The 19,981-nt window shown below is 66.0% G+C and carries 19 protein-coding genes and 2 tRNA genes; 5 read left to right on the top strand and 16 right to left on the bottom strand.

Translation table 11 applies throughout. From position 1 onward, the window contains the following. Positions 1-19: 19 nt before the first annotated feature. The 4 genes from Mal64_RS09700 to gluQRS form a co-directional block, all read right to left on the bottom strand. Positions 20-1,120, bottom strand: a complete 1,101-nt coding sequence (locus Mal64_RS09700; protein ID WP_146399561.1) for a dockerin type I domain-containing protein — start codon at positions 1,118-1,120, stop codon at positions 20-22. A 358-nt stretch (positions 1,121-1,478) separates the two neighbouring features. Next, positions 1,479-1,552, bottom strand: a tRNA-Met gene (locus tag Mal64_RS09695). Between the two features lie 154 nt (positions 1,553-1,706). Then, positions 1,707-2,207, bottom strand: a complete 501-nt coding sequence (locus Mal64_RS09690) for a hypothetical protein (protein WP_146399559.1) — start codon at positions 2,205-2,207, stop codon at positions 1,707-1,709. Positions 2,208-2,257: 50 nt separating this feature from the next. Then, complete coding sequence (gluQRS, locus tag Mal64_RS09685; protein WP_146399557.1) at positions 2,258-3,205, bottom strand: tRNA glutamyl-Q(34) synthetase GluQRS; 948 nt, start codon at positions 3,203-3,205, stop codon at positions 2,258-2,260. Between the two features lie 206 nt (positions 3,206-3,411). Here gluQRS and Mal64_RS09680 point away from each other — a divergent pair, with 206 nt between their 5' ends. Continuing rightward, a complete protein-coding gene (locus tag Mal64_RS09680) occupies positions 3,412-4,734 on the top strand; it encodes an ATP-dependent 6-phosphofructokinase (RefSeq protein ID WP_146399555.1) in 1,323 nt (440 codons plus the stop codon). A gap of 56 nt (positions 4,735-4,790) precedes the next feature. Further along, positions 4,791-5,333 carry a methylated-DNA--[protein]-cysteine S-methyltransferase gene (locus Mal64_RS09675; protein ID WP_197525623.1) on the top strand — a complete coding sequence of 181 codons (543 nt, stop codon included), beginning with the start codon at positions 4,791-4,793 and terminating at the stop codon, positions 5,331-5,333. Between the two features lie 252 nt (positions 5,334-5,585). On the opposite strand, the gene tsaD is transcribed toward Mal64_RS09675, so the two are convergent. The 3 genes from tsaD to Mal64_RS09660 all read right to left on the bottom strand — a co-directional run bounded on the left by tsaD (position 5,586) and on the right by Mal64_RS09660 (position 9,072). Further along, a complete protein-coding gene (gene tsaD, locus Mal64_RS09670; protein WP_146399551.1) occupies positions 5,586-6,623 on the bottom strand; it encodes a tRNA (adenosine(37)-N6)-threonylcarbamoyltransferase complex transferase subunit TsaD in 1,038 nt (345 codons plus the stop codon). Further along, on the bottom strand, positions 6,620-7,912 hold the full coding sequence (locus Mal64_RS09665; RefSeq protein WP_146399549.1) for a S41 family peptidase: 1,293 nt from the start codon (positions 7,910-7,912) through the stop codon (positions 6,620-6,622). Before Mal64_RS09665 ends, tsaD begins: the two co-directional genes overlap by 4 nt. Before the next feature lie 107 nt (positions 7,913-8,019). Further along, complete coding sequence (locus Mal64_RS09660; RefSeq protein WP_146399547.1) at positions 8,020-9,072, bottom strand: DUF1207 domain-containing protein; 1,053 nt, start codon at positions 9,070-9,072, stop codon at positions 8,020-8,022. A gap of 345 nt (positions 9,073-9,417) precedes the next feature. On the opposite strand from Mal64_RS09660, the gene Mal64_RS09655 reads away from it, so the two are divergent. The 3 genes from Mal64_RS09655 (at position 9,418) to lhgO (ending at position 11,599) form a co-directional block, all read left to right on the top strand. Further along, positions 9,418-9,729: an MTH1187 family thiamine-binding protein gene (locus Mal64_RS09655; protein WP_146399545.1), complete on the top strand. Its 312-nt coding sequence runs from the start codon at positions 9,418-9,420 to the stop codon at positions 9,727-9,729. An 88-nt stretch (positions 9,730-9,817) separates the two neighbouring features. Beyond that, positions 9,818-10,297, top strand: coding sequence for a flavin reductase family protein (locus tag Mal64_RS09650; RefSeq protein WP_146399543.1), 480 nt, complete (start codon positions 9,818-9,820; stop codon positions 10,295-10,297). 99 nt (positions 10,298-10,396) lie between these two features. Beyond that, positions 10,397-11,599 (top strand): L-2-hydroxyglutarate oxidase, encoded by a 1,203-nt coding sequence (gene lhgO, locus Mal64_RS09645; protein ID WP_146399541.1) that lies wholly within the window; start codon positions 10,397-10,399, stop codon positions 11,597-11,599. A 35-nt stretch (positions 11,600-11,634) separates the two neighbouring features. Here lhgO and Mal64_RS09640 read toward each other — a convergent pair whose 3' ends face one another. The 9 genes from Mal64_RS09640 to Mal64_RS09600 all read right to left on the bottom strand — a co-directional run bounded on the left by Mal64_RS09640 (position 11,635) and on the right by Mal64_RS09600 (position 19,963). Then, on the bottom strand, positions 11,635-12,690 hold the full coding sequence (locus tag Mal64_RS09640; protein WP_146399540.1) for a hypothetical protein: 1,056 nt from the start codon (positions 12,688-12,690) through the stop codon (positions 11,635-11,637). 357 nt (positions 12,691-13,047) lie between these two features. Then, the gene (locus Mal64_RS09635) at positions 13,048-14,145 is read right to left on the bottom strand and encodes a hypothetical protein (RefSeq protein WP_197525622.1); all 1,098 of its coding nucleotides are present in this window, start codon (positions 14,143-14,145) and stop codon (positions 13,048-13,050) included. 132 nt (positions 14,146-14,277) lie between these two features. After that, positions 14,278-14,649 carry a hypothetical protein gene (locus tag Mal64_RS09630; protein ID WP_146399535.1) on the bottom strand — a complete coding sequence of 124 codons (372 nt, stop codon included), beginning with the start codon at positions 14,647-14,649 and terminating at the stop codon, positions 14,278-14,280. A 32-nt stretch (positions 14,650-14,681) separates the two neighbouring features. Continuing rightward, positions 14,682-16,571, bottom strand: coding sequence for a DUF4914 family protein (locus Mal64_RS09625; protein WP_231993642.1), 1,890 nt, complete (start codon positions 16,569-16,571; stop codon positions 14,682-14,684). 233 nt (positions 16,572-16,804) lie between these two features. After that, positions 16,805-17,293 (bottom strand): MgtC/SapB family protein, encoded by a 489-nt coding sequence (locus Mal64_RS09620; RefSeq protein ID WP_146399531.1) that lies wholly within the window; start codon positions 17,291-17,293, stop codon positions 16,805-16,807. A gap of 46 nt (positions 17,294-17,339) precedes the next feature. Next, entirely contained in the window at positions 17,340-17,714 is a 375-nt protein-coding gene (locus Mal64_RS09615) for a four helix bundle protein (RefSeq protein ID WP_146399529.1), read from the bottom strand. Positions 17,715-17,871: 157 nt separating this feature from the next. Continuing rightward, positions 17,872-17,945, bottom strand: a tRNA-Pro gene (locus tag Mal64_RS09610). Positions 17,946-18,108: 163 nt separating this feature from the next. Beyond that, complete coding sequence (locus tag Mal64_RS09605; RefSeq protein ID WP_197525621.1) at positions 18,109-19,224, bottom strand: ParB/RepB/Spo0J family partition protein; 1,116 nt, start codon at positions 19,222-19,224, stop codon at positions 18,109-18,111. Beyond that, a complete protein-coding gene (locus tag Mal64_RS09600; protein ID WP_146399525.1) occupies positions 19,217-19,963 on the bottom strand; it encodes a ParA family protein in 747 nt (248 codons plus the stop codon). Before Mal64_RS09600 ends, Mal64_RS09605 begins: the two co-directional genes overlap by 8 nt. Positions 19,964-19,981 lie beyond the last annotated feature (18 nt).

Genomic DNA, 19,981 nt, shown 5'->3' with positions numbered 1-19,981 from the left:
CTACCCCTTCGTAGGATCCTCAAGCCCGGCGCCCCCGCGTGGCGAACAGGCCGATCGAGAGGATCGCGAGCAGCGCGGAAGCCGGCTCGGGGACCGCCGTGGCGAACGACTCGTTTAGCTCGCCGTTGCCAAAGGTGTTGACCCACACGTCGTAGTCGAGATCGGTGATGAACCCGTCGCCGTTGCCGTCGGCGCCCGTGCCGGCCGAGACCTCATCGCCTAGCGAGTCGCGCCAGAGGGTGAAGTCGGCGGCGTCGACAATGCCGTTGCCGTTGTAGTCGCCCGACGTGTCGACGGCGGCGTCGACGAGCTCGAGCAAGAGGTTGTCGAAGATCATGCCGCCGCCGCCCGAGCCGATGCCCGAAGGGCCGCCGATCCGCAGGCTGTCGTAGCCGTTCGGGCCGGTGATGATCGGGTGGGTTACGGTCGAGTCCCAACCCGCTTCGCCGGTGGCCGCGTCGAGCCCGTCGCTAAAGACGTCGAGCTGGAAAGTGATGTCGGTGGGCGTGATCGTGGCGCGATAGGTGTACCAGACCTCCCCAATGTCGCCCAACGAGACCTCTTCGTTCTCGTCGTCTCCATCGAGCTCGAGCGGCAACTCGAATTGCTGCCACGACGGGTCGAGAGCCTCCGAAGGAGCGGGGAACAAGACGGCGCGGTAGTAAGGCCCCGAGGCGGGATCGTTGTACTGCCCCAGTTCGATGAGGTTTTCGGGGGCATTGCTGCGCAGGCCGATCGACATCCGCTTGTTGCCAGCGACGCCGATGTCGAACATCTCGCCCTGGACGACGATGCTTTTCTCAGTGGTCGGCAGCAGCGGCTCGCCACCGGCGAAGGTCGGCAGGTACTCCATCGCCGTGCCACCGGGGTGATAGACCCCTTGGCCACCTTCCGGGTAAGCGCGGATGCCAACCGGATCCGGATCTTCGCCGAACACAAAGACCTCGTAGTCCTCGTCGATCAGCTCTCCGGTGCCGTTGCCCGAATCCCAGACCGCGTTGAGCGCCGAGGTGTCGGCGTACGACTCGAAGTCTTCCATCACGAGCACCTGGGCCGACGCCGTAGCGACCAGTCCCAGTCCAAACGCCGCGCTGGTTGCGAGGCTTGCGATCAATTTCATCCGACGAGCCATGGGGTTTTCTCCGGTTAGCTAGATGCTCGGCCTGGGGGCGGCCAGTTGTGCCGTCAATGGAAGAAGCGGGCGTGGGGTCCGTGACCACGCCGCAGAAAACTCTTACAGCGCATCATAAATATTGGCTCCCAAGAATGCTTGCGCATGAGCGCAGCGGTGTCGCGATATGGCGCACGAGATGCGCAGCCCAGCGTGCACAATGCGTTCGCGGCTTTCCGCTTTCCAAGCAGTTTGCGACCAACCGCTACAGACAAGCCGTTACGAGAAACGCCCAAGCACCCATCCGAAGATGTGGCGATTGGGCGCGGATGCGAGAACGCAAGAGAGCTTCCTACAGTGAAGCAAGTAGCGGAGGAGGGACTCGAACCCCCGACACGCGGATTATGATTCCGCTGCTCTAACCAACTGAGCTACTCCGCCGCGTGGGCCAGCCGTTCGGCAAGCCCGTCGCCGCGAACGGCGGCGAGCCCCAAATCTTACTACTTGTTTGCGAGCGGGTAAAGAACGCCCGCGGAGTCCCCGGAATAGCTGGAAATCAAGGCGTTTGACGCACCACGCCTTCGGCGATCGGCGCCTAGCGGGCGGTCTTGCCGGCGGATTCGCTCGCGGGGGTCGCCTCGACGACGCGGCCGAACAGGCAGCCGCCGTGGCTCGCGCCCGACCAACGGCCGACGTAGCTCCCCTGGTGGAACATCACCCGCGCCGAGTAGGTCCCCAGCCCGGGGAACATCACGTTATCGACCACGATCACCGGCGTCGGGTTCGCCCCCTCGGCGGCGACCCAATCAATCGGCAGCGTGATCGGGATCGTCACGTCGTTCTCGCCGTAGCGGATGCGGGTTTGGAGCATCCATTGGCCGTTCTCGAGCTTGCGGACCTCGCCGAGCGAGTACCGCTCGGAGCGCAGCGACGGTTCAGCGCCCGGCTCGGCGGCGTCGACCGTGAAGTGCCCCACCAACTCGGCCCCGCTGAGCGTCGCGGCCAACGCCCGCTCGGCGTCGTTCATCGCGACCGGCTGCTGGGCGTTGGCGTGCACAGCGGCGGCGAGGCATAGGGCGATCGATAGGAAACGCATGACGCTGGTCCTTGAGTCGGGGGCGATGGGGGTCGTCGCACAACACGCGTCTATTCTACAGCGGCGAGCCAAGCGTCGTCCGTGTCGGTGAACACCGATTGCGCACGGGGGAGCTTGCCGAGGTCGAAGCGCTCGGCAAACTCGCCGGCGGTCATCGGCTCGCGTGGGCCCAACCCGCACCATTCGGCGAGCAGGCCGACAACGCGTTCGGGGCTCGCGCCGCGTTGGCGGTACGCGTCGATGCGCGTGTCGCCGTGGCGCTTGGCGAGCCGCCTCCCGTCGGGGCCCACCACCAGCGGCAAGTGCCAGTACTCGGGCGGCGCGCCCAGAGCGAGTCGGTCGTAAAGCAGCACCTGCCTCGGCGTCGAGGCGAGCAGGTCGTCGCCGCGCACCACGCGGTCGACACCTTCGCCATGGTCGTCAACAACCACCGCGAGCTGGTAGCACGGCAGGCACGTTTTTGTTGCGACCAGGAAATCGCCCACCACCTCTTGCGGGTTGTGCGTTTGCTCGCCGGCGTAGTGGTCGTTGAAGGCGATCGTCTTGTCGGGCGTGACCAGTCGCCACGCGAGTTGCGGGTCGTCGAGCAGGGCGGGGTCATGCCGCACGCCGGGCTGCGGGCGGCAGGTGCCGGGGTAGCGGAGGTCGTGGCCCTCGGCGTGCGGCGCCGAGAGGCTCGCGGCCAAGATCTGCGAGCGGGTGCAGCGGCAGGGATAGATCTCGCCTTCGGCGAGCAGCCGCTCGAGCGCCGCGCGGTAGGGCGACTTGTCGTGCGATTGGTAGCGGGGGCCTTCGTCCCAGTCGAGGCCGAGCCAAGCGAGGTCGTCGACCGCCATGCGATCGGCTCCCGCTTTGATGCGTGGGCCGTCGAGATCGTCGATCCTCAGCACCACACGCCAGCCGTTCTGTCGGGCCAACGCCCAGTTAACCAGGAACGTGCGGGCGTTGCCCAGGTGCAGGGCGCCGGTCGGTGACGGGGCGAGTCGGGTCGTCGGCAAGAGTCGCTTCCTTGGCGGCGGGGGGAGGGCCAGCGGAACCGCCAGAATAACAGGTTTCCTCGCAGAATTATGCGAGCGAGTGACTCGGCAGACGCGGCGAGGTTGCTATCTTGTGGGTCGGCCGTTTCTCACCTTTGATGAGAGACGGCGCCCGCCAGGCGTTCCTCCCCCGCCCTTCCATCGCTGCCCTGCGGACATCGCACCCCATGCCCGACTCCCCGACGCCCACCCAGCAGGAGCTGGCCGTTTCGACCCTTGGACCTTGCGAGATCCCCACCCCGCTTGCCGAAGCGAAGGGGGGCCACGGGAGGTTCATCGAAGACGACACGCGTGTGATGTACGACGTCGTGTTCCACGAGGGGCACGATCCCAAGCCGGCCATCGGTTTCGAGCGGGCCGGCCCGCGTGAGAAGATCCATTTCCAGCCGGCAAAGTCGAAAGCGGCGATCGTCACCTGCGGCGGCCTTTGCCCGGGCCTGAACAACGTGGTGCGCAACCTCTTCTACATGCACCGTCGCCACTACGGCACGGCCGAAGTGCTCGGCATCCGCAACGGCTACCAGGGGCTCAATCCCGCCGAGGGGCAAGAGCCGATCACGCTTACCGACAGCCTCGTGTCGTCGATCCACCACCAAGGGGGCACGCTGCTCGGCACGAGCCGCGGCCCGCAAGACCCGCGCGTGACGGTCGATTTTCTGCAATCGCAGGGGGTGAACATCCTGCACACGATCGGGGGCGACGGCACGCAACGCGGCGCCCACGCCATCGCCCAGGAGGTCGCCCGTCGCGGGGCCGACATTGCCGTGGTGGGCGTGCCGAAGACGATCGACAACGACATCCGCCACTGCTACCAAACCTTCGGTTTCATGTCGGCCGTGGCCGAGGCCGAGCGGGTGATCGATCGGGCGCACGTCGAGGCGATCAGCGTGCCGCGTGGCGTGGGCCTCGTGAAGCTGATGGGGCGTCACGCAGGGTTCCTGGCCGCCTCGGCGACTATCGCATCGGGCGAGGTCAACTTCACCATCATCCCGGAGGCCCCGCTAGTGCTCGACGGCCAGGACGGCCTGCTCGCGCGTTTGGGGCGCCGGCTCGACGCCAGCGACCACGCCGTGGTGGTCGTCGCCGAGGGCGCCGGGCAAGAGTTGCTGCGAGCCGAGAAGGGCGACCACGCGCCGCGGGTCGACGCCTCGGGCAACGAATTGCTCAGCGACATCGGCCTCTACCTGCGGAAACGGATCAAGCAGCACTTCGCCGACATCGGCAACCCGGTTGAGCTGAAGTACATCGACCCGAGCTACTACGTGCGCAGCGTCCACGCCAACGCGTACGACAGCCTGATGACCGAGAAGTTCGCCCGCCACGCCGTCCACGCCGCCATGGCGGGCAAGACCGATCTGTTTATCGGGATCTGGCAGGGGCACATGGTCCACGTGCCGCTCAGCGCGTCGTGCGGTCAAGAACGCCGGCTGTCGACCGGTCGCGACATGTGGTCCGCCGTGCTCACGATCACCGGGCAAGAGCGGTGGTGATGGCGGTACGCGGCGCTATCAAGACCGAGCGTGCGCCTTGCGTTAGAATAACGCGCATGGCGATCCTTCCCCCACCGACCGAAACGCCCGTCGCCCGGCCGACCGCCGCCCAGCCGATCCCGACTCCGCTGGGGCTGCTGGTCGCCGTGGCGAGCGACGCCTGGTTGCTGCGGCTCAAGTACGCCGACCAGGACCAAGCCGTCGTGACGGCCGCCGCGGAGACGACGGCGGGCAACGCCGTCACACGCCGCACGTCCGACCAGCTCGGCGAGTATTTCGCCGGCCAGCGCACCGCGTTCGACCTGCCGCTCGGGCCGCTCGAGGAATCTTGTGGCGTCGGCACGGCGTTTCAACGCCGGGTGTGGCGCGCCTTGATGGCGATCCCTTACGGCCGGACGATCAGTTACCGCCAACTCGCCGAGGCGATCGATCAGCCGAAGGCTTCGCGGGCCGTTGGTTCGGCGAACGGGAAGAACCCGCTCTCGATCATCACGCCGTGCCACCGCGTGATCGCCACCGACGGCGGCCTGGGGGGCTACACCGGCGGGCTGCGCCGCAAGGAGCAATTGCTCGAGCACGAGGGCGCGCGACTGTTCTAGGCGAGCCGTTCGCGTCAGCGACCGGAGCGGCGTGGAGCACTCTGCGGCGCGCAAGCAACTCCGGTCGCTGACGCGAACGGCTCGCCACGCAAGCGTGTTAGAGCGGTTTGCTCATTGGTGTAGACGCTCGGCTCGCGATCGGCGTCATGGCTTCGTCAGCCTGCATCGACAATGCACCGCATTGCCTGCTTCGGCTTCCTCGCCACGCCGCCAATCGCTTCCCCGCTCGTCCACACCAATTCGAATACCGCTCTAGCTAGCCGCCACGCGTTCCTGCCCCGGGAAGACATCGAGCTCGAGCGATTCGAACTTCCCAGCCTTAAAGCGTTCAACGGCGATGGCGCCCATCACGGCGTTATCGGTGCATAGCGACATCGGCGGGATGAACAGGCGGTGGCCGTGCTCGGCCGCCGATTGCTCGAGCCGCTCGCGCAGCCGGCCGTTGGCCGCCACGCCGCCGCCGACGCAGAGCGTGCGGTAGCCGCTCTGCTTGAGGGCGAGCTCCGCTTTGCCCACGAGGCAATCGACGACCGCCTCCTGGAAGCCCGCCGCGATATCGGCGATCTCCTGCTCGCTGGGCGGGGACGCTTCCGAGTCCTGGAGCTTGCCGGGGCCGATCAGTCGGTAGCGGACCGCCGTTTTCAGGCCGCTGAAGCTAAACGCGAGCCGCGAGTCGTCATTGAGCAGCGGACGCGGGAAGCGGATCTTCTTCGGATCGCCACGCTCGGCGGCGCGCGACACCGACGGCCCGCCGGGGTAGGGCAGTCCGAGCAAGCTGGCGACCTTGTCGAACGCCTCGCCGGCGGCGTCGTCGATCGTGCCGCCCAGCGGCGTGAAGTCGGTCGGCCCGTCGCAGCGGTAGAGATTCGAGTGCCCGCCGCTGGCGATCAGCCCGACGCAAGGAAACACCTCCTCGCCGCTGGCGATCTTGCAGGCGTACACGTGCGCTTGCAGGTGATTGATCGCGATCAGCGGCAGCCCCGTCGCGACGCACAGCCCCTTGGCCGCGCTCAGCCCGACCAGCAGCGAACCGGAGAGCCCCGGCATGTTGGCCACCGCGATGGCGTCGAGGTCGGCCAGTCTGACCCCGGCCCGCTGGAGCGTCTCGTCGATGACCGGCAAGATCCGCTCGACGTGGGCCCGCGAGGCGATCTCCGGCACGACGCCGCCGAACCGCTGGTGCAGTTCGTCTTGCGAGGCGACGACCGATCCGAGCGCTTCGAGCTTTTCGTTGACCACCGCGGCGGCGGTTTCGTCACAGGTCGATTCGATCGTGAGGATGAGGGTCATGGCGAAGGGGCTTCGTTCGTGGCCGCGTTCTTTGCGGGGGCGGTGAGCAGCGCGACGGCCGCAGCGATTTGTGGGTCGTCCGCCACCGGCAGGGGGGTCCGCGCGGCGCGGGCTTCGAACAGCCGGCGACGCGTGGCGTCGTCGACTCCCGCCAGGCCGTCGGCCCCGGGCTCGACGCCCCAGCTGTCGGTGGGCCTGGCGCTCGGTGGGCGGTCGATCGAACGGCCGCTGGGGCGGCGGTAGGCGGCCGTGGTCAGCTTCAGGGCCGCCTCGCCGCCGTCGAGTGCGATGATCGTTTGCACGCTCGCCTTGCCCCAGGTCCGCTCGCCAACGAGCGTCGCCCGGCCGCGGTCTTGCAGGCAGCCCGAGGTCACTTCGCTGGCGCTCGCGCTGTAGCGATTCACCAGCACGACGAGCGGCGTCGAAACGTCGTTGGGCTCCGCACTCGCCTTCCAGACACGGCGACGGTCGTCGCGACCCTCGACCGAGACGATCTCGCCTTCGGAGAGAAACAGGTCGCAAACGTCGACCGCCCCCTCGAGCAGCCCGCCCGCGTTGTCGCGCAGGTCAAGGATGAACCCTTGGGCGTCACGCCGCGTGGCGTCGTCGAGCGCCACACGCAGGTCGGCCGCCGTCGCCGCCCCGAACGCGCTCAGCCAGGCGTAGCCGATCTCGCTCTGCGGCAGCATCCAAGCGGGCCCATCCCCTTCGTCCGTGGCGAAGCCGTGCACGGTGGTGCGGGGGGATCGGATCGCCTCGATGCGGGTTCGCCGCACTGCGCCATCGGGCGATTGCAATACCACGCTCACTTGCGGCTTGGCCGAGATCAGTTCCTCAGCCGTGGTGAGCTCGCCGTCTTCGATCGGGCGGCCGCCGATCGAGACCACGCGGTCCCCCGGCCTGAGGCCGGCGCGTTCGGCCGCCGAACCGGGCTCCACACCCACCGCCACGATCCAGCCAACCGGGTCGATCCCCAGCAGCAGCCCGAGGGGGTCGCGTTGCGGGGCGTTGCGGTCGCGGGCCTTCTCGAACTCACGCCCGGTGAGGTACCGGCTGTGCCTGTCGAGTTCGCCGACCATGCCGCGTATCGCGGCCTCGACCAGCCGCCGCCGGTCGACCGGCTCGACGTAGTTGAGTTCGACCTCGGTGAGCGCTTCGGCAAACAGGCCGTAGAGCCGCAGGTACTCCTGCTCATCCTGCGGGGCGGGCTCGTCGGCGCGCAGGTCCGCCGCGGCGGAGCAAACGAGCGTGGCGAGCAACAATCGACGGAGAGTGAGGGCTTGGGGCATCGCCCGATTCTAACCGAGCGGCCCCCGCCGCGCGGAGCGGGGGTCCGACGAGCACGGCCAGACGGCTTGAGCCCAAGAGCTAATGGCCAAGAGCCGATAGCAATGAGCTAAAAATCGTACCAGATGCCCAGGCCGATTTGCTCTTCGTTGCGGTTGAAGAACTGGTACTGCGTGCTCTTGCCGTTCATGTAGTGCAGGCCGAGCCGCATCGTGCTGCCCGTGGCGCCACGCCACAGCCAGCCGGTTTGGGCGGTCCAGTCGCCGCTAAAATCAGTCTCTTCACGCAGGTGGGCGTTCGTGGCGAAGAACGGCGTTCCGTAGATCCCCGTCATGCCGGGCCGCGAGTACTCGGCCCCGAACTGGAACTCCCACGGCTCGGCCCCGCCGGCGGTGAAGAACGCGTAGGCGGTCTCGCCGTACAAACGCCAGCAGGGGTTCGGGTTGTACGAGGCGCCAAGGATGATCGCGTCGCGGACGTAGTTGATGCGCGTCGCCCCCGGCGTGCGGGCGATGAACTCGTCGCCCAGGTGCGAGCTGAGGTGGTAGTAGCCCGTCTTGTACTGCCAGTTGCCCGACCCGTAGGTCAGTGGCACGCCGAACCGGAAGTCGGACGAGTCGACGTCGCGGTCGTTGTCGAGGTTGAGCCGCACGATCGTGGCGCCCTCGATGTCGAGCTGCCAGCCCTGGGGGCGGAAGCTGTCGCCGTTGCCGTAACGCAGCAGCCCCCGGCGTCCGCCGAGCGTGGCGTCCCACAGGGTCTCTTCGCCCAGCGGTGTGCTGTTGCTGATCTGGTGCAGCGCGAGCCGCGACTCACGCGGGCCCGCCTGGTAGGAGCGGTAGATCAGACCGTCGGGCATGATCTCCCAACCCCAGCCGCCCTGCGACTGCACGTAATGCGTCGGGACGATCGTGTTGTCGATCCGAGCCGTGCTGGCGATCGACTCTTCACGCGACACCGTGCTGACGAGCGGGTCGATGAGGTCGTTGGCGTTGTCGCCGATCCACACGCTGCTGGCGGCCGACGCGTCGGCCATCAGGAACGGGTCGCGCGGCGACCGGTCCGCGGCCCGTGCGTCGCCGAGCGACACGAACACAGCGACCGCCAACGCACTGGCGCGCAGTGCGAGTTCGGTGAGCCGGCGGTGAGTGGTGCGAGGCATCGCGAGGCGGGCGATTGAGAGGCTGGATCGTGAAGGCGAAGGGCGCGAAGCGGCGCCCAGACATTCTATCGACGCGACGGTATACCAATCTTGTGAATGATCATTCAAGATCGATCGGCTTACGCTAGCAACGTCGGCGTTCGACCGGCGGGCTAAGCGACTATGGGGGTATCGACCCGCGGCGTGGGGGACTCGCAGTTATTCTGGCGCCGACGGTTTACCACTTTCCCTGCGCTCCCTAAAGTGCGACGCTTGTTGGGGGAAGTGGGCTTACGAAAGCTGTGCCGGCGCCGCAGTCAAAGCCTTGGAACGGGACGCCGCGAACGCTAGCACGAGAGACTCCGCATGGTTCTACTTGAATTGAGCGTCACGCCGATGGGCGCGGGCGAGAGCGTCAGCGCCGAGGTGGCCCGCTGCGTCGAGGTGATCGAGGCGAGCGGCCTGCCGTTCGAATTGCACGCCATGGGGACGATCGTCGAGGGAGAGCTCGACGAGGTTCTCGGCGTGATGCGTCGCTGCATCGAGAAGGTCGCCGAGAACCACCCGCGCGTCACCTGCGCCGCGAAGGTCGACTACCGCCACGGCGCCGCCGGGCGTATGCGGGGCAAGGTCGAGAGCGTCGAGCGCCGGCTCGGCCGCCGCGCCGATCCGCAGTGACCATTTCATCAATCGTTCACACACCAGCCGCGGCAACTGACCCGCAGCAATCCGCCGCCCTGTTATTCACTCGCAACCCGGAGACCCGATGCCCGACACGAAACCCCCGTACGACGCCCCCCTCGGACGCGTGGCGAGCGGCTTGTACATCCTCACCTTGGGCGGGGGAGAGAAGGCCACCGGCATGCTCGCCAGCTGGGCCGTGCAGGCCGGTTTCGAGCCGCCGATGGTCTCTGTCGCGGTGAAGCTCGGGCGCCACGCGTGCGAGAGGCTCACCGCCGGCGAACCGTTTGTCCTGAACCTCGTGGGCGAGGGGCAGACCGATTTCCTCAAGCACTTCGGCCGCGGTTTCGAGCCCGGCGAGCCGGCCTTCGAGGGGATCGCCACCACGCCCTGCCCTCGCGGCGTTCCGGTCCTCAGCGCGGCGTTGGGCCACCTGGAGTGCGAGCCGGGCGAGCACCTCGACTCGGGCGACCACCGCGTGTTCCTCGCTCGCGTCGTACGCGGCTCGATGAGCGGCGAGGGCGAACCCATGGTTCACGTGCGCAAATCGGGCGCTCACTACTAGGCGGCGAGCGAGTAAATTTAAGGAGGTCGTCGACTGCGGCGTCGACCCATCGATCCCTACGCCGCTCGCTCCCCCGCCTTCCGCTCCCGATCCTCCCCCATGCAGCGCAGCGACCTCCTGGTGATCGGCGGCGGCATCGTCGGACTGGCGACCGCCTATCGGTACACCCAACGCTTCCCCGGCAACACGGTGCGTGTGCTCGAGAAAGAGCCCGCCGTCGCCCGCCACCAAACGGGACGCAACAGCGGCGTGCTGCACTCGGGCGTTTACTACAAGCCGGGGTCGCTCAAGGCCGTGAACTGCCGCGAGGGCAAGGCCGCCATGGAGGCGTTCTGCCGAGAGCACGAAGTCGCTTTCGAGACCTGCGGCAAGGTGATCGTGGCGGTCGACGAGAGCGACCTCCCGGCGCTCGAGAGGATCGAGCAACGCGGCCACGAGAACGGCGTCGGCTGCGAGCGGATCGGCGTCGAGCGTCTCGCCGAACTCGAGCCACACGCCCGCGGCGTCGCCGCGCTGCACGTGCCCGAGGCGGGCATCGTTGATTACTTGGGCGTGTGCGACAAGCTCGCCGAACAGATCCGCCTGGCGGGCGGCGAGCTGACGCTCTCGGCCCGGGTGACGGCGATCGATCTGCACGACGACGGCGTGACTGTCACCACGCCGGCGGGCGAGTTCACGGCGCCCACGGTCATCAACTGCGCGGGACTGCACTGCGACGTGGTGGCCCGGATGGCCGGCTCGAAGAACCCCGCGCGGATCGTGCCTTTCCGCGGCGAGTATTTCAAACTCAAGGACAACGCCAAGCACTTGTGCCGCGACCTGATCTACCCCACGCCCGACCCGGCGTTCCCGTTCCTCGGGGTCCACTTCACGCGGATGGTCGACGGCTCGATCGAGTGCGGTCCGAACGCCGTGCTGGCCTTCGCCCGCGAGGGCTACGACAAGCGGACGATCAACCTCGGCGAACTGACTGGCTCGCTCACGTACGGCGGCTTCGTCCGCATGGCGATCAGGCACTGGCGGATGGGCGCGGGCGAGATGTGGCGCTCGGTGAGCAAGGCGGCCTTCGTCCGCGCGCTCCAGCGGCTGGTGCCCGAGATCACGGCCGAAGCCCTCGAGCCGGCGCCCGCCGGCGTGCGCGCCCAGGCGCTCACGCCCGACGGCAAGCTGGTCGACGACTTCCTGATCGACGAGTCGGGACGCCCCGGCGCCCGGGTCGTCAACGTGCTGAACGCCCCGTCGCCCGCCGCGACGGCGGCGCTGAAGATCGGCGAGACGATTGTCGAGCGGCTGGCTACGTAATCCCCTCCCCCACGGGGGGAGGGAGAACTGGCGTCTCAGTTCTCCTCCGCCGTTTCCAGCAACTCCTCGTTCGCGATCCACATCGCTAAATACGGATTGTCGCTGCCGCGCTCGACCAGGCAAAGCAAGAACGGCTTGTCGAACACAAAGCTGCGTGGGCCGTCGCCAGGGAGTGAGCCAAAGCCGACCCCTCCGAAGGACTTGAGCACCGCCCCCGATTCATCGAGGCGGAACTGGATGATCTGGAACGCCAGCGGCAGTTCGATCTCGGGATAATTTTGCCGGACCCCAAGAGAGACGACCGGCACGAGGAGCGACTCTTCCTGTTGGAGCAGCGCTTCCTCGTCTTTGAGCTTCGATTCAGCGATGCGATGTTGCATCGCGGAAAGGGTCTCCCGCATCGTTTTTTTGGGCGCGACCTTCGCAAGCAGAATCCGATCTTTGAGTGATCGCGAGTGCAACTCGATCGTAAAGTCGTCTTCGTTCTGGTAGTCGAGCACGCTTACCTGTTTGCTGAGGAGCTTGTGAGCTTTTTCAGTTTTGGAGAAGTGCTCGACTCCGAATCCCTTGAGCTTCGATTCGCCCGCGGACGATTCGAACGCAATCGGATCGCTCGATAGATTGAACCTTGTGCGGAAGGGGAGTTGTTTTGCGAGGTAAGCCAACGAGATCGACTCCCGCCCGGTAAGCCCATCGATGGGGAACTCGACCGATGGAAAACTGCGAGCGAGGCGCCTCTGAACGTTGTTCGCTCGTCCCCAACCGATGTAATAGCTCGTCGCGTCGAGGTCTTGTCGGCTGAATTGCAGGCGATCAAGCGCTCGCGTCATGGGGGTGTCGGTTCGGCGTATCCCGGGGACCGCGTCCCAGGCGAGTTTCATCGTCGCACAGTAGATGTGGTTGCGACCCTCAACGATCTCGCCCTCCAGGTGAGGGAGTACGTCGGTCCTCTGGTAGCCGCTCGCGTCGCGGATTTGGGGCAATCGATCGGCAATCGGTTGCCCTTCGCTCGATCCCGCTAGAGTGATCGCCGGCGCCGTTGCGAGCACCCACGCCACGCCCACAGCCATCGTTGCATCCAAGTGTCGCATCAAGCGCCTCCGCATTGTTCTAGCGGCTAGAAGCTAGCCTGAGAAAAGCCGTCGCCGATCAGCCTCGCTTCTGAGCGCGGCGTCGCGCCAAGTTATTACTCTTTCACAGCATACACAAATTAAGGAGTGAACCAGAAGCGTTCGGGACGCGGCTCTCAAAGATTTCGCATACTGTTAGGCCTGCTATTGCTTATGGGCAGAATCGGCCAACGTAAAGAATGCAGCGGGCCGGAGACTTCCAGATCGACAAGCGGTTCGCCAACGTACTGAACGCCCCCTCGCCTGTGGCGACGGCGTCGCTCAAGATCGGCGAGCGGCTAGAACAGGCGAGCCGTGAGCGTCAGCGTCCGCAGCGAATCACTCCGCCGAATCGTCCGCCGTTTCCAGCAACTCCTCGTTGGCGATCCACATCGCGAGATAGGGATGCTCGCTCTGCCGCTCGACGAGGTAGATCAAGAACGGCTTGTCGAAGACGAACTCACGCGGGCGGCCATCTTCGCCTAAATAGGAGTAGTCCGATTCGGATCGTAATTTTGCCCCTGATTCGTCCAATCGAAACTGGATTACTTGGGCTAATGCTGTAGCCCCTAGTTCGCCAAAGGTTTTCAGCACCCCCAGAGATATTATCGGAACGACGAAATCCTCTTGTTCCTGCAGCAGAGACTTCTCGCTGCCAAGTTGGTATCCCGAACTCACCCGAGAGGCCACGCGAACTGCGGTCATTTCAAGAGTGGATTCGGGGGGGACCTTTGCAAGTATCATGCGGTCCTGCTTCGAAAGAGTGTTCAGCTCAACGACAAAATCGTCCTTGTTCTTATAGTCAAGCACCGTTATCTGCCAACGGTGAAGCGTCTCGCGCACACCCTCTTCGTGAAACTTCTCGACCCCGAATGCAGCGACCGGCGTCGCACCTTCATCGCCGTGGAATTCCAGGGGCGATTCCAGCCGGTCGAACTTTTCACGAAATGGAAGCTGCTTCTGCAGGTAGGCGTATGAAATCATGGCCGATGGATCGTCAGCAGCCAACTCAATCTCAACACCGGGGAACTTCTCATTCATCCTCGCAGCAACTTGGGCGCGGCTGCCTTTCATGGTGAGGTAACAAGAAGGGTTGAGGTCATCCCCAGAGAACTCCAGACGCGACATGGCTTGCGCCAAGTCGGTCGGAGCTTGGCCCTTCTGTACGCCAAATGCGTCCCAGGCCAATTTAGCCGTCGCGCAGAAAACGTAATTGCGACCACGCGTGATCTCCCCTCCCATGTGTGGCAGGACATCGGTGCGCGGTATCTCTGAAGCAGGGCGAATCGGCGGCAAGTCCGTCAGAGAGGGCTCGCCAGTCGTTTCGAATCTTTCAAGGCTCAAGTAAGATTCCCGGCGGGCCGCTTCATCCTCTTTAGGATCGGAGCAGCCTGCAACCAAGGCGCCGACGAAAAGAATCATGCGTAAACGGCGCATGCTTGCTCGTACGCGAGGTTGGCGTGACATCGAGACCCCCGTCGTTGTTACGTCTTAGAAAAGAGCAGCTACGCAGGGGGGCTGTCGAGCAATTGGAGTAGGTGAACCGCGAGCGTCAGCGACCGGAGGCCGCTACGGTAGAGGATACGACTTCCCGTCGATCTCGAGATGCACCCCATCAGACGATGTCGTCAGCTTCGCCTGCTGGATCGGGTCCTCGAGTTCAAGGAGTATCGCTCCATCGACGAGGACAGCCGTCGGTGTGAACTCAAGATCGCGGCCGGCGATTTCGACCACCGTGCCGTGAGCACCTTCGGAGGCTGAGAAGCCCTCAGTACCGGCATCGATCGACATCACGGCGCCCCCCGGCAGTGTCGCCGTGCCGAGGATGCCTATATCGAGCGCGAAGAACATCGCCAATATGAAGGCAACGACGAAAAAAACGAAAACCGTGACGACGATGAAAGCGCAAGAGGGCTTCTTGTTCGTCTCGATGGCGTTCAAATTGTCGTCCTTGGTAGCGGGGTTCTTGTAGCCTACACCGCGGACGTCAGCAGCCCGTCGTACTCCTCGACCGACGCCCCGTCGAGGCACGCCTCGATGATCTTCTTGCCTTCCGGGTCGAGGTCCTCGTGGAGGAACTTCTGCACCTGCTCGTTGAAGAAGTTCGTGAGCAGCTCGGCGCCGGTGTTGTAGGCGTCGACACCAACTTCCGGCTGCGTGGCGACGTCGAAGAACCAGTTGCCGATCGTCTGGCCCTCGACCGTCATCTTCTCTTTGTGGTAGCCCAAGAGCGGGCAGCGGGCCGCCTTCAGCTCGCCGGCCGGGAAGCCGGTGGCGCCGCGGCGGGCCAGGTACTCGCGCGCCACCCACTGCGGCGCGAAGCCAACGTCCCACGCGCCGATGTGCTGGTTCGGGATCAGCACGAACAGCGTCGAGGCGGTGTCGGTGATCTGCTTCAGCAGGATGTTCGCCTGGTCGACGCGGCGGCCCGTTGCGAAAGGCCAGTACGAGCCGACTCCCTCGGACTGCATGCCCCCTTGGTCGACGATCGACGGGTTGCCGTGGCCACGCGGGGCGACCAAGCGCCACAGCCATGCGAGGCTCGGCGGCAGCACGTGGAACATGCCCAGGATGCCGTAGGTCGGGTGCTCCTGGGTGCAAGGCGGGCAGCGGACCCCGAAGCTGCGGATGCCGACCGTCACGCTTTTCTTGACAATGCCCGGCACGTACTCGCGTGGTACGACGACCCGCGGGTTGGGGCAGGGGACGCCCGGCTCGTCCTCGGTGTGTTCCCAGATGAGCGTCGTGGCGCCGGGCACCGCCTTGATGTTGAGGAACAACAGCGGCCCGGGGGGGCTCACGGTGAGCCGCTCGAGCACCGGATCGATGCCGTACTGCGTGAGGTGATTGACGCGGATGAACCACGCCCGTTCGGCGTCCATCAGAGAGAGCCGGTTCGGCGCGGAGCCATCGGGGTTGAGCTCGGGGTGGCATAGCGCCATGTCGTCCGTGACGGGGCGCAGCTCGCAGCCCCGTGGCAGGGTCAGGCTCCGCACGTCGCCTGTGACCAGGTTCTTGCCGAGCAGCAGCTGGCCGTCGGCGGCGCGGTGCATGTGCTCGAGCATCTCGCTCTTGCCGCCGCCCGAGGCGCCCTCGTGCATGATGGTGGTCACGTTGTCGTAAGGCGTGACGACCTGCACCGTCGAGCAGTGGGCCGTGGTCCAGGGGGTATCGGCCCGCTCGCCGCGGGTGAGCAGCATGCCGTAGACGCCCTTCTTGGCCGAGGGGCCGGGGTAGAGGTTGTAGCTGAACAGCTCGTGCAGGCGCACGTTGTCGTCGAAGCGGCGGTTGTGCACCACCACCTGCTTGCCGTCGAAGTGCGTGTGCCGGAACGGCGGTGCGACGTAGACCACGGCCTCGTGGTAGTAGTCGTCGCCGGCCTCGAGCACCTTCTCGATCGGCACGATGCCTTGCAGCAGCGCGAGCCCCAGGCCGAAGAAGCCGGCGTTCGCCGGGCAGATCGCCAAGCCGGTGAGCGGGTTGCCGGGCAGGCCGGTCTCGAAGAAGAACGCGGCGATCGGCTGCTCGGAGAGCCACTCGAGCGTCTCGGCGCGGTCCTTGTCGAAGCTGCGGCCGAAGCGTTCTTTGAACGTCGCCTTGTCGGTGTGCTGCTCGTCGGCGATCAGCATGCAGTCCGGGTCGCGGCGACGCATGTAGGGATCGAGGTAGTTGGCGGCGATGCCGTTGGGCACACGGCAGACCTTGCACTCGTTGACCACGCCCTTGCCGGGCACGTCGTAGCCGACGGTGTAATAGCCCTCGGGATCGACCTGGTCCTGAGGAACGGCCATCTCGAGCAGCTCGTCGACCGAACCGGCCAGCGTGAGCCGGCCGGCGGCTTCGGCCGCCTCGAGGATCGTCATGGCGGAACGAGAGAGCGTGAGACCGGGGAGCGCTTTAACGGGCATTCGTGCTGGCTTCCGCGTTCGGGGTGCGAGTTGCGTGGCGCAGGCTGGGGAAAAGAGACTGGCCACACGACTTTAGGGGCGCCTGGAGCCCATAGATTAAGGCGTGGGGGCGGTGTTTGCCAGCCTCTTCCCGCCGGGCGGATCGGCCGCCCCAACCGGGCTGACGCGCCACCCGCACCGACGCTTTCTCAGTCGGTGGCGCGCTCGGCGGAATCGCCGTCTTTCTGCAGGCTCGACGGGGCGAGGCTGCTGTGCTGCAGGCGTCCAAGAAGCCACAACGCAAGAAACGCGACGCCGGTCGCAATGCCCGCCGTGGCGTAGTCGCCCAATCCGCACGCGACGCCGATGCCGCCGACCACCCAAATCGTGGCGGCGGTGGTCATGCCGTGCACCTCGCCACGGCTCTGCAAGATGGCCCCGGCGCCCAGGAAACCGAGCCCGCCGATCACGCCGGAGACGATGCGGATCGGGTCGGCCGAAACGACCGCCTCGCCCGGGGCGAGGATCTGCTCGCGCAGGTGCATGGCGGTCACGGCCGCCGTGGCGGCGCCGACGGCGACCAAGATATTGGTCCGCAGTCCGGCCGACTTGTCACGCGCCTGCCGCTCCCAACCAAGCACACCGCCACAAGCGGTGGCGGCGAGAAGCCGCAATAGGGTGTCGAGGTGCTCGTTCATGGTTGGAGTTTAGAGCTGGAGAGGAGTAGAAAGGAGACCTCTTGCTCTACTTTTTTCTCTCGTCTCCTACTCGATCCGCTCCTTTAATCAGTCCAGAGAGCATCTTGGCGACCTCTTCGAGTCGGGTCTTAAGATCTCCGTGCCTAGCCAGCGGAAGAAGCTGGCGTCGGTAGGCGAGTTCCAACAGCGGCACGCACTCCTGAGCGGAGCCGCGGGCGATGCGGAAGAAGTGGGTGCGGTCGGCCTTGGTGAACCGGCCGTTGCCTTCGGCGATGTTGGCCGAGACCGACAACGCGGCGCGATTCAGCTGATCGACGAGAAAGCCGTAACCCCGGGCGAAACCTTCCGTCTCGCTAAAAATCTCGTCGGCGAAGTCGACCGCCTTTCGGTAGACGATCAGCTTCTCGAATTGGAAAGCCATGTCGGTGATTCACGTGAAAGGAGAAAGTAGAAAGGAGACCGCAGGAGGATCGAACGGCTTGCACAAGCACATCCGTGCTCCAAACCGGAGCTCTCCTGCTCTCCTTTCTCTTATCTCCTGCTCTATTCGCCGAAGGCCCTTTTCACCTGAAACTAAGTCGGGGCGACACGATTCGAACGTGCGACCTACTGCTCCCAAAGCAGTCGCGCTACCAGGCTGCGCCACGCCCCGTTGGGCGGCTATTGGCGGTTTGCCATTAGCCGTTAACTATGCTGACATCGTAGCCGGTGAAGGGTTCGGCAACAACGCGCCGCCGGGGGCCCGAAACGCGTGAACGGCGGGGAAGTCCCGCCGTTCACTCGCAAAACGCGATCGTTTTTCCGGTCGCCGAGCCTCATCCCACACCCGTGTTGTAGGCCGGCTGGTCGTACTGGTTCTCGACGAACGGCTGCTGGTCGGTCCCGTCCGCGGGGGGCGCCATCGGCTGCGAGGCCACGAGCAACGCGTGGAGCCGCTCGAACTCCTCGCCGCCAGCGAAGTGGATCGTGATCTTCCCCTTCCCCTTGGCGTTCTGGTTGAGGGCGACCTTCGTGCCGAGGGCGGTCTGCAGTTCGCGCTCCAGCGCGGCGAGCTGCTCGCTCTTGCCCGGCTTGGGCTCGGCGCCCGGCTGGCGGCTCACGCCGTCCTCGCCGATCACCCGCAGGCTCGCGTCTTCGCCGCCGTGGGTGATCGACTCGAGGTCTTGCACGCTGTTCTGCGCCTCTTGCTCGGTGCGCCGCACCGACCAGCCCTCTTGGATAATCCGTTTGGCCAGGCCTTCTTGCGCGTCCGCCTCGCCCACGGGCAAGAGCGCCCGGGCGTGGCCCTGCGTCAGCTCGCCATCGACGACCCGCTGCTTGACGCCCTCGGGCAGGTCGAGCAGCCGGATCAGGTTGGCCACCGTCGAGCGGTCGACATGGATCCGCTTGGCCAGCTCGTCCTGGGTGCAGGCGTAGTCATTTATATAGCGCTGGAAACTCGCGGCCTTCTCGATCGCGTTGAGGTCCTTGCGCTGCACGTTCTCAACGATCGCCAGCTCGGCGGTCTGCTGGTCGCTGAGTTCGCGCAGCTGGACCGGGGCGCGTTCCCAGCCGGCGGCTTGGGCGGCGCGCAGGCGGCGCTCGCCGGCCACGAGCTCGAAGCGGTCTCCGACTCGCCTCACCACGAGCGGCTGCAGCACGCCGTGCTCGCGGACGCTGTCCGCCAGGTCGGCGATCTCGACCTCGTCGAATTTCTTCCGAGGCTGGAACGGGTTCGGCTCGATCACGCCGATGTCGAGCCAGCGCTGGCCCTGGTCGTCGGCCGTGAGGTGCGGGCCCAGGTCCGCCGGGGCGCCAGCGTTGCTGTCGGCCGGCGCGTCGGCGGGCACCGCGCTGAATTGACCGGCGGGCGCCGCCGGCGTGTTTTGTTCTTCGAGCGATCGGCCCAACAGGGCTTCCAGACCACGACCCAAGCGGCGTTGATTACTCACGTCCCTGAACCTCCTGACACAACTCGATATAAGCCCGCGTCCCCCGTGACCGCGGCGCATACTCCATCACTGGTTGGCCGTGGCTTGGGGCCTCGGCCAGCGCGACGTCCCTCGGCACGACAGTGCGGAGCACCACGTCGCCAAAGAACTCACGCACCTCGCGCTCCACCTCCCTGGTGAGCTCGAGCGACGGGTCGTGCTTGGTGAGCACGATCCCGCCAAACTGTAATCGGCTGTTTGACCTCGTCATCACCCGTTTGATCAGCTCAATCATTTGTGTGAGTCCCTCCATGGCGAAGTACTCGCACTCCAGGGGCATCAGCACCTCGTCGGCCGTCGCTAGCGCCGTTTGGGTGAGCGCCCCCAGCGACGGCGGGCAGTCGACCAGCACCGCGTCGTACGCGCCCAAGCTAGCGGAGAGGTGCTGGGCGACGAGCTCCGACTCGGCCCCGCCGACCTGCGCCAGGTGATCGACGTCGTGAAAGCTGCGGCTGCCGGGCAGCAGAGTGAGGCCCTCGAAGTCGGTCGGCGTGACCGCCTCGCGGATCGGCGTGCGCTCCACGAGCGGGTGCCGCGGCGAAGGCTCGCGGGCGACGGCGCCGGTGGCGTTGCACTGCGGGTCGAGGTCCACCAGCAGCGTGCGCAGCCCCGCGGCCGCCAAGCCGGCGGCGACGTTCACGGCGGTGGTCGTTTTGCCGACACCGCCTTTTTGGTTCGCGACGCAGTAGACCTTACCCATAGGGCGGTGCTCTTTTTG

The sequence above is a fragment of the Pseudobythopirellula maris genome (assembly GCF_007859945.1).
GTDB classification, from domain to species: Bacteria; Planctomycetota; Planctomycetia; order Pirellulales; family Lacipirellulaceae; genus Pseudobythopirellula; species Pseudobythopirellula maris.
The sequence above is the reverse complement of the archived record's forward strand: the minus strand, read 5'-3'. Positions and strand labels throughout refer to the sequence as shown.

Coding starts and splice junctions, on each gene's coding strand:
- Mal64_RS09660 (WP_146399547.1), bottom strand. CDS start 9,072: ATGCCTCGCACCACTCACCGCCGGCTCACCGAACTCGCACTGCGCGCC.
- Mal64_RS09675 (WP_197525623.1), top strand. CDS start 4,791: ATGGCGATCCTTCCCCCACCGACCGAAACGCCCGTCGCCCGGCCGACC.
- Mal64_RS09625 (WP_231993642.1), bottom strand. CDS start 16,571: ATGACGATCCTCGAGGCGGCCGAAGCCGCCGGCCGGCTCACGCTGGCC.
- Mal64_RS09700 (WP_146399561.1), bottom strand. CDS start 1,120: ATGAAATTGATCGCAAGCCTCGCAACCAGCGCGGCGTTTGGACTGGGA.
- Mal64_RS09680 (WP_146399555.1), top strand. CDS start 3,412: ATGCCCGACTCCCCGACGCCCACCCAGCAGGAGCTGGCCGTTTCGACC.
- Mal64_RS09650 (WP_146399543.1), top strand. CDS start 9,818: ATGCCCGACACGAAACCCCCGTACGACGCCCCCCTCGGACGCGTGGCG.
- Mal64_RS09615 (WP_146399529.1), bottom strand. CDS start 17,714: ATGGCTTTCCAATTCGAGAAGCTGATCGTCTACCGAAAGGCGGTCGAC.
- Mal64_RS09640 (WP_146399540.1), bottom strand. CDS start 12,690: ATGCGACACTTGGATGCAACGATGGCTGTGGGCGTGGCGTGGGTGCTC.
- Mal64_RS09690 (WP_146399559.1), bottom strand. CDS start 2,207: ATGCGTTTCCTATCGATCGCCCTATGCCTCGCCGCCGCTGTGCACGCC.
- Mal64_RS09600 (WP_146399525.1), bottom strand. CDS start 19,963: ATGGGTAAGGTCTACTGCGTCGCGAACCAAAAAGGCGGTGTCGGCAAA.
- Mal64_RS09665 (WP_146399549.1), bottom strand. CDS start 7,912: ATGCCCCAAGCCCTCACTCTCCGTCGATTGTTGCTCGCCACGCTCGTT.
- Mal64_RS09620 (WP_146399531.1), bottom strand. CDS start 17,293: ATGAACGAGCACCTCGACACCCTATTGCGGCTTCTCGCCGCCACCGCT.
- Mal64_RS09635 (WP_197525622.1), bottom strand. CDS start 14,145: ATGCGCCGTTTACGCATGATTCTTTTCGTCGGCGCCTTGGTTGCAGGC.
- lhgO (WP_146399541.1), top strand. CDS start 10,397: ATGCAGCGCAGCGACCTCCTGGTGATCGGCGGCGGCATCGTCGGACTG.
- Mal64_RS09655 (WP_146399545.1), top strand. CDS start 9,418: ATGGTTCTACTTGAATTGAGCGTCACGCCGATGGGCGCGGGCGAGAGC.
- tsaD (WP_146399551.1), bottom strand. CDS start 6,623: ATGACCCTCATCCTCACGATCGAATCGACCTGTGACGAAACCGCCGCC.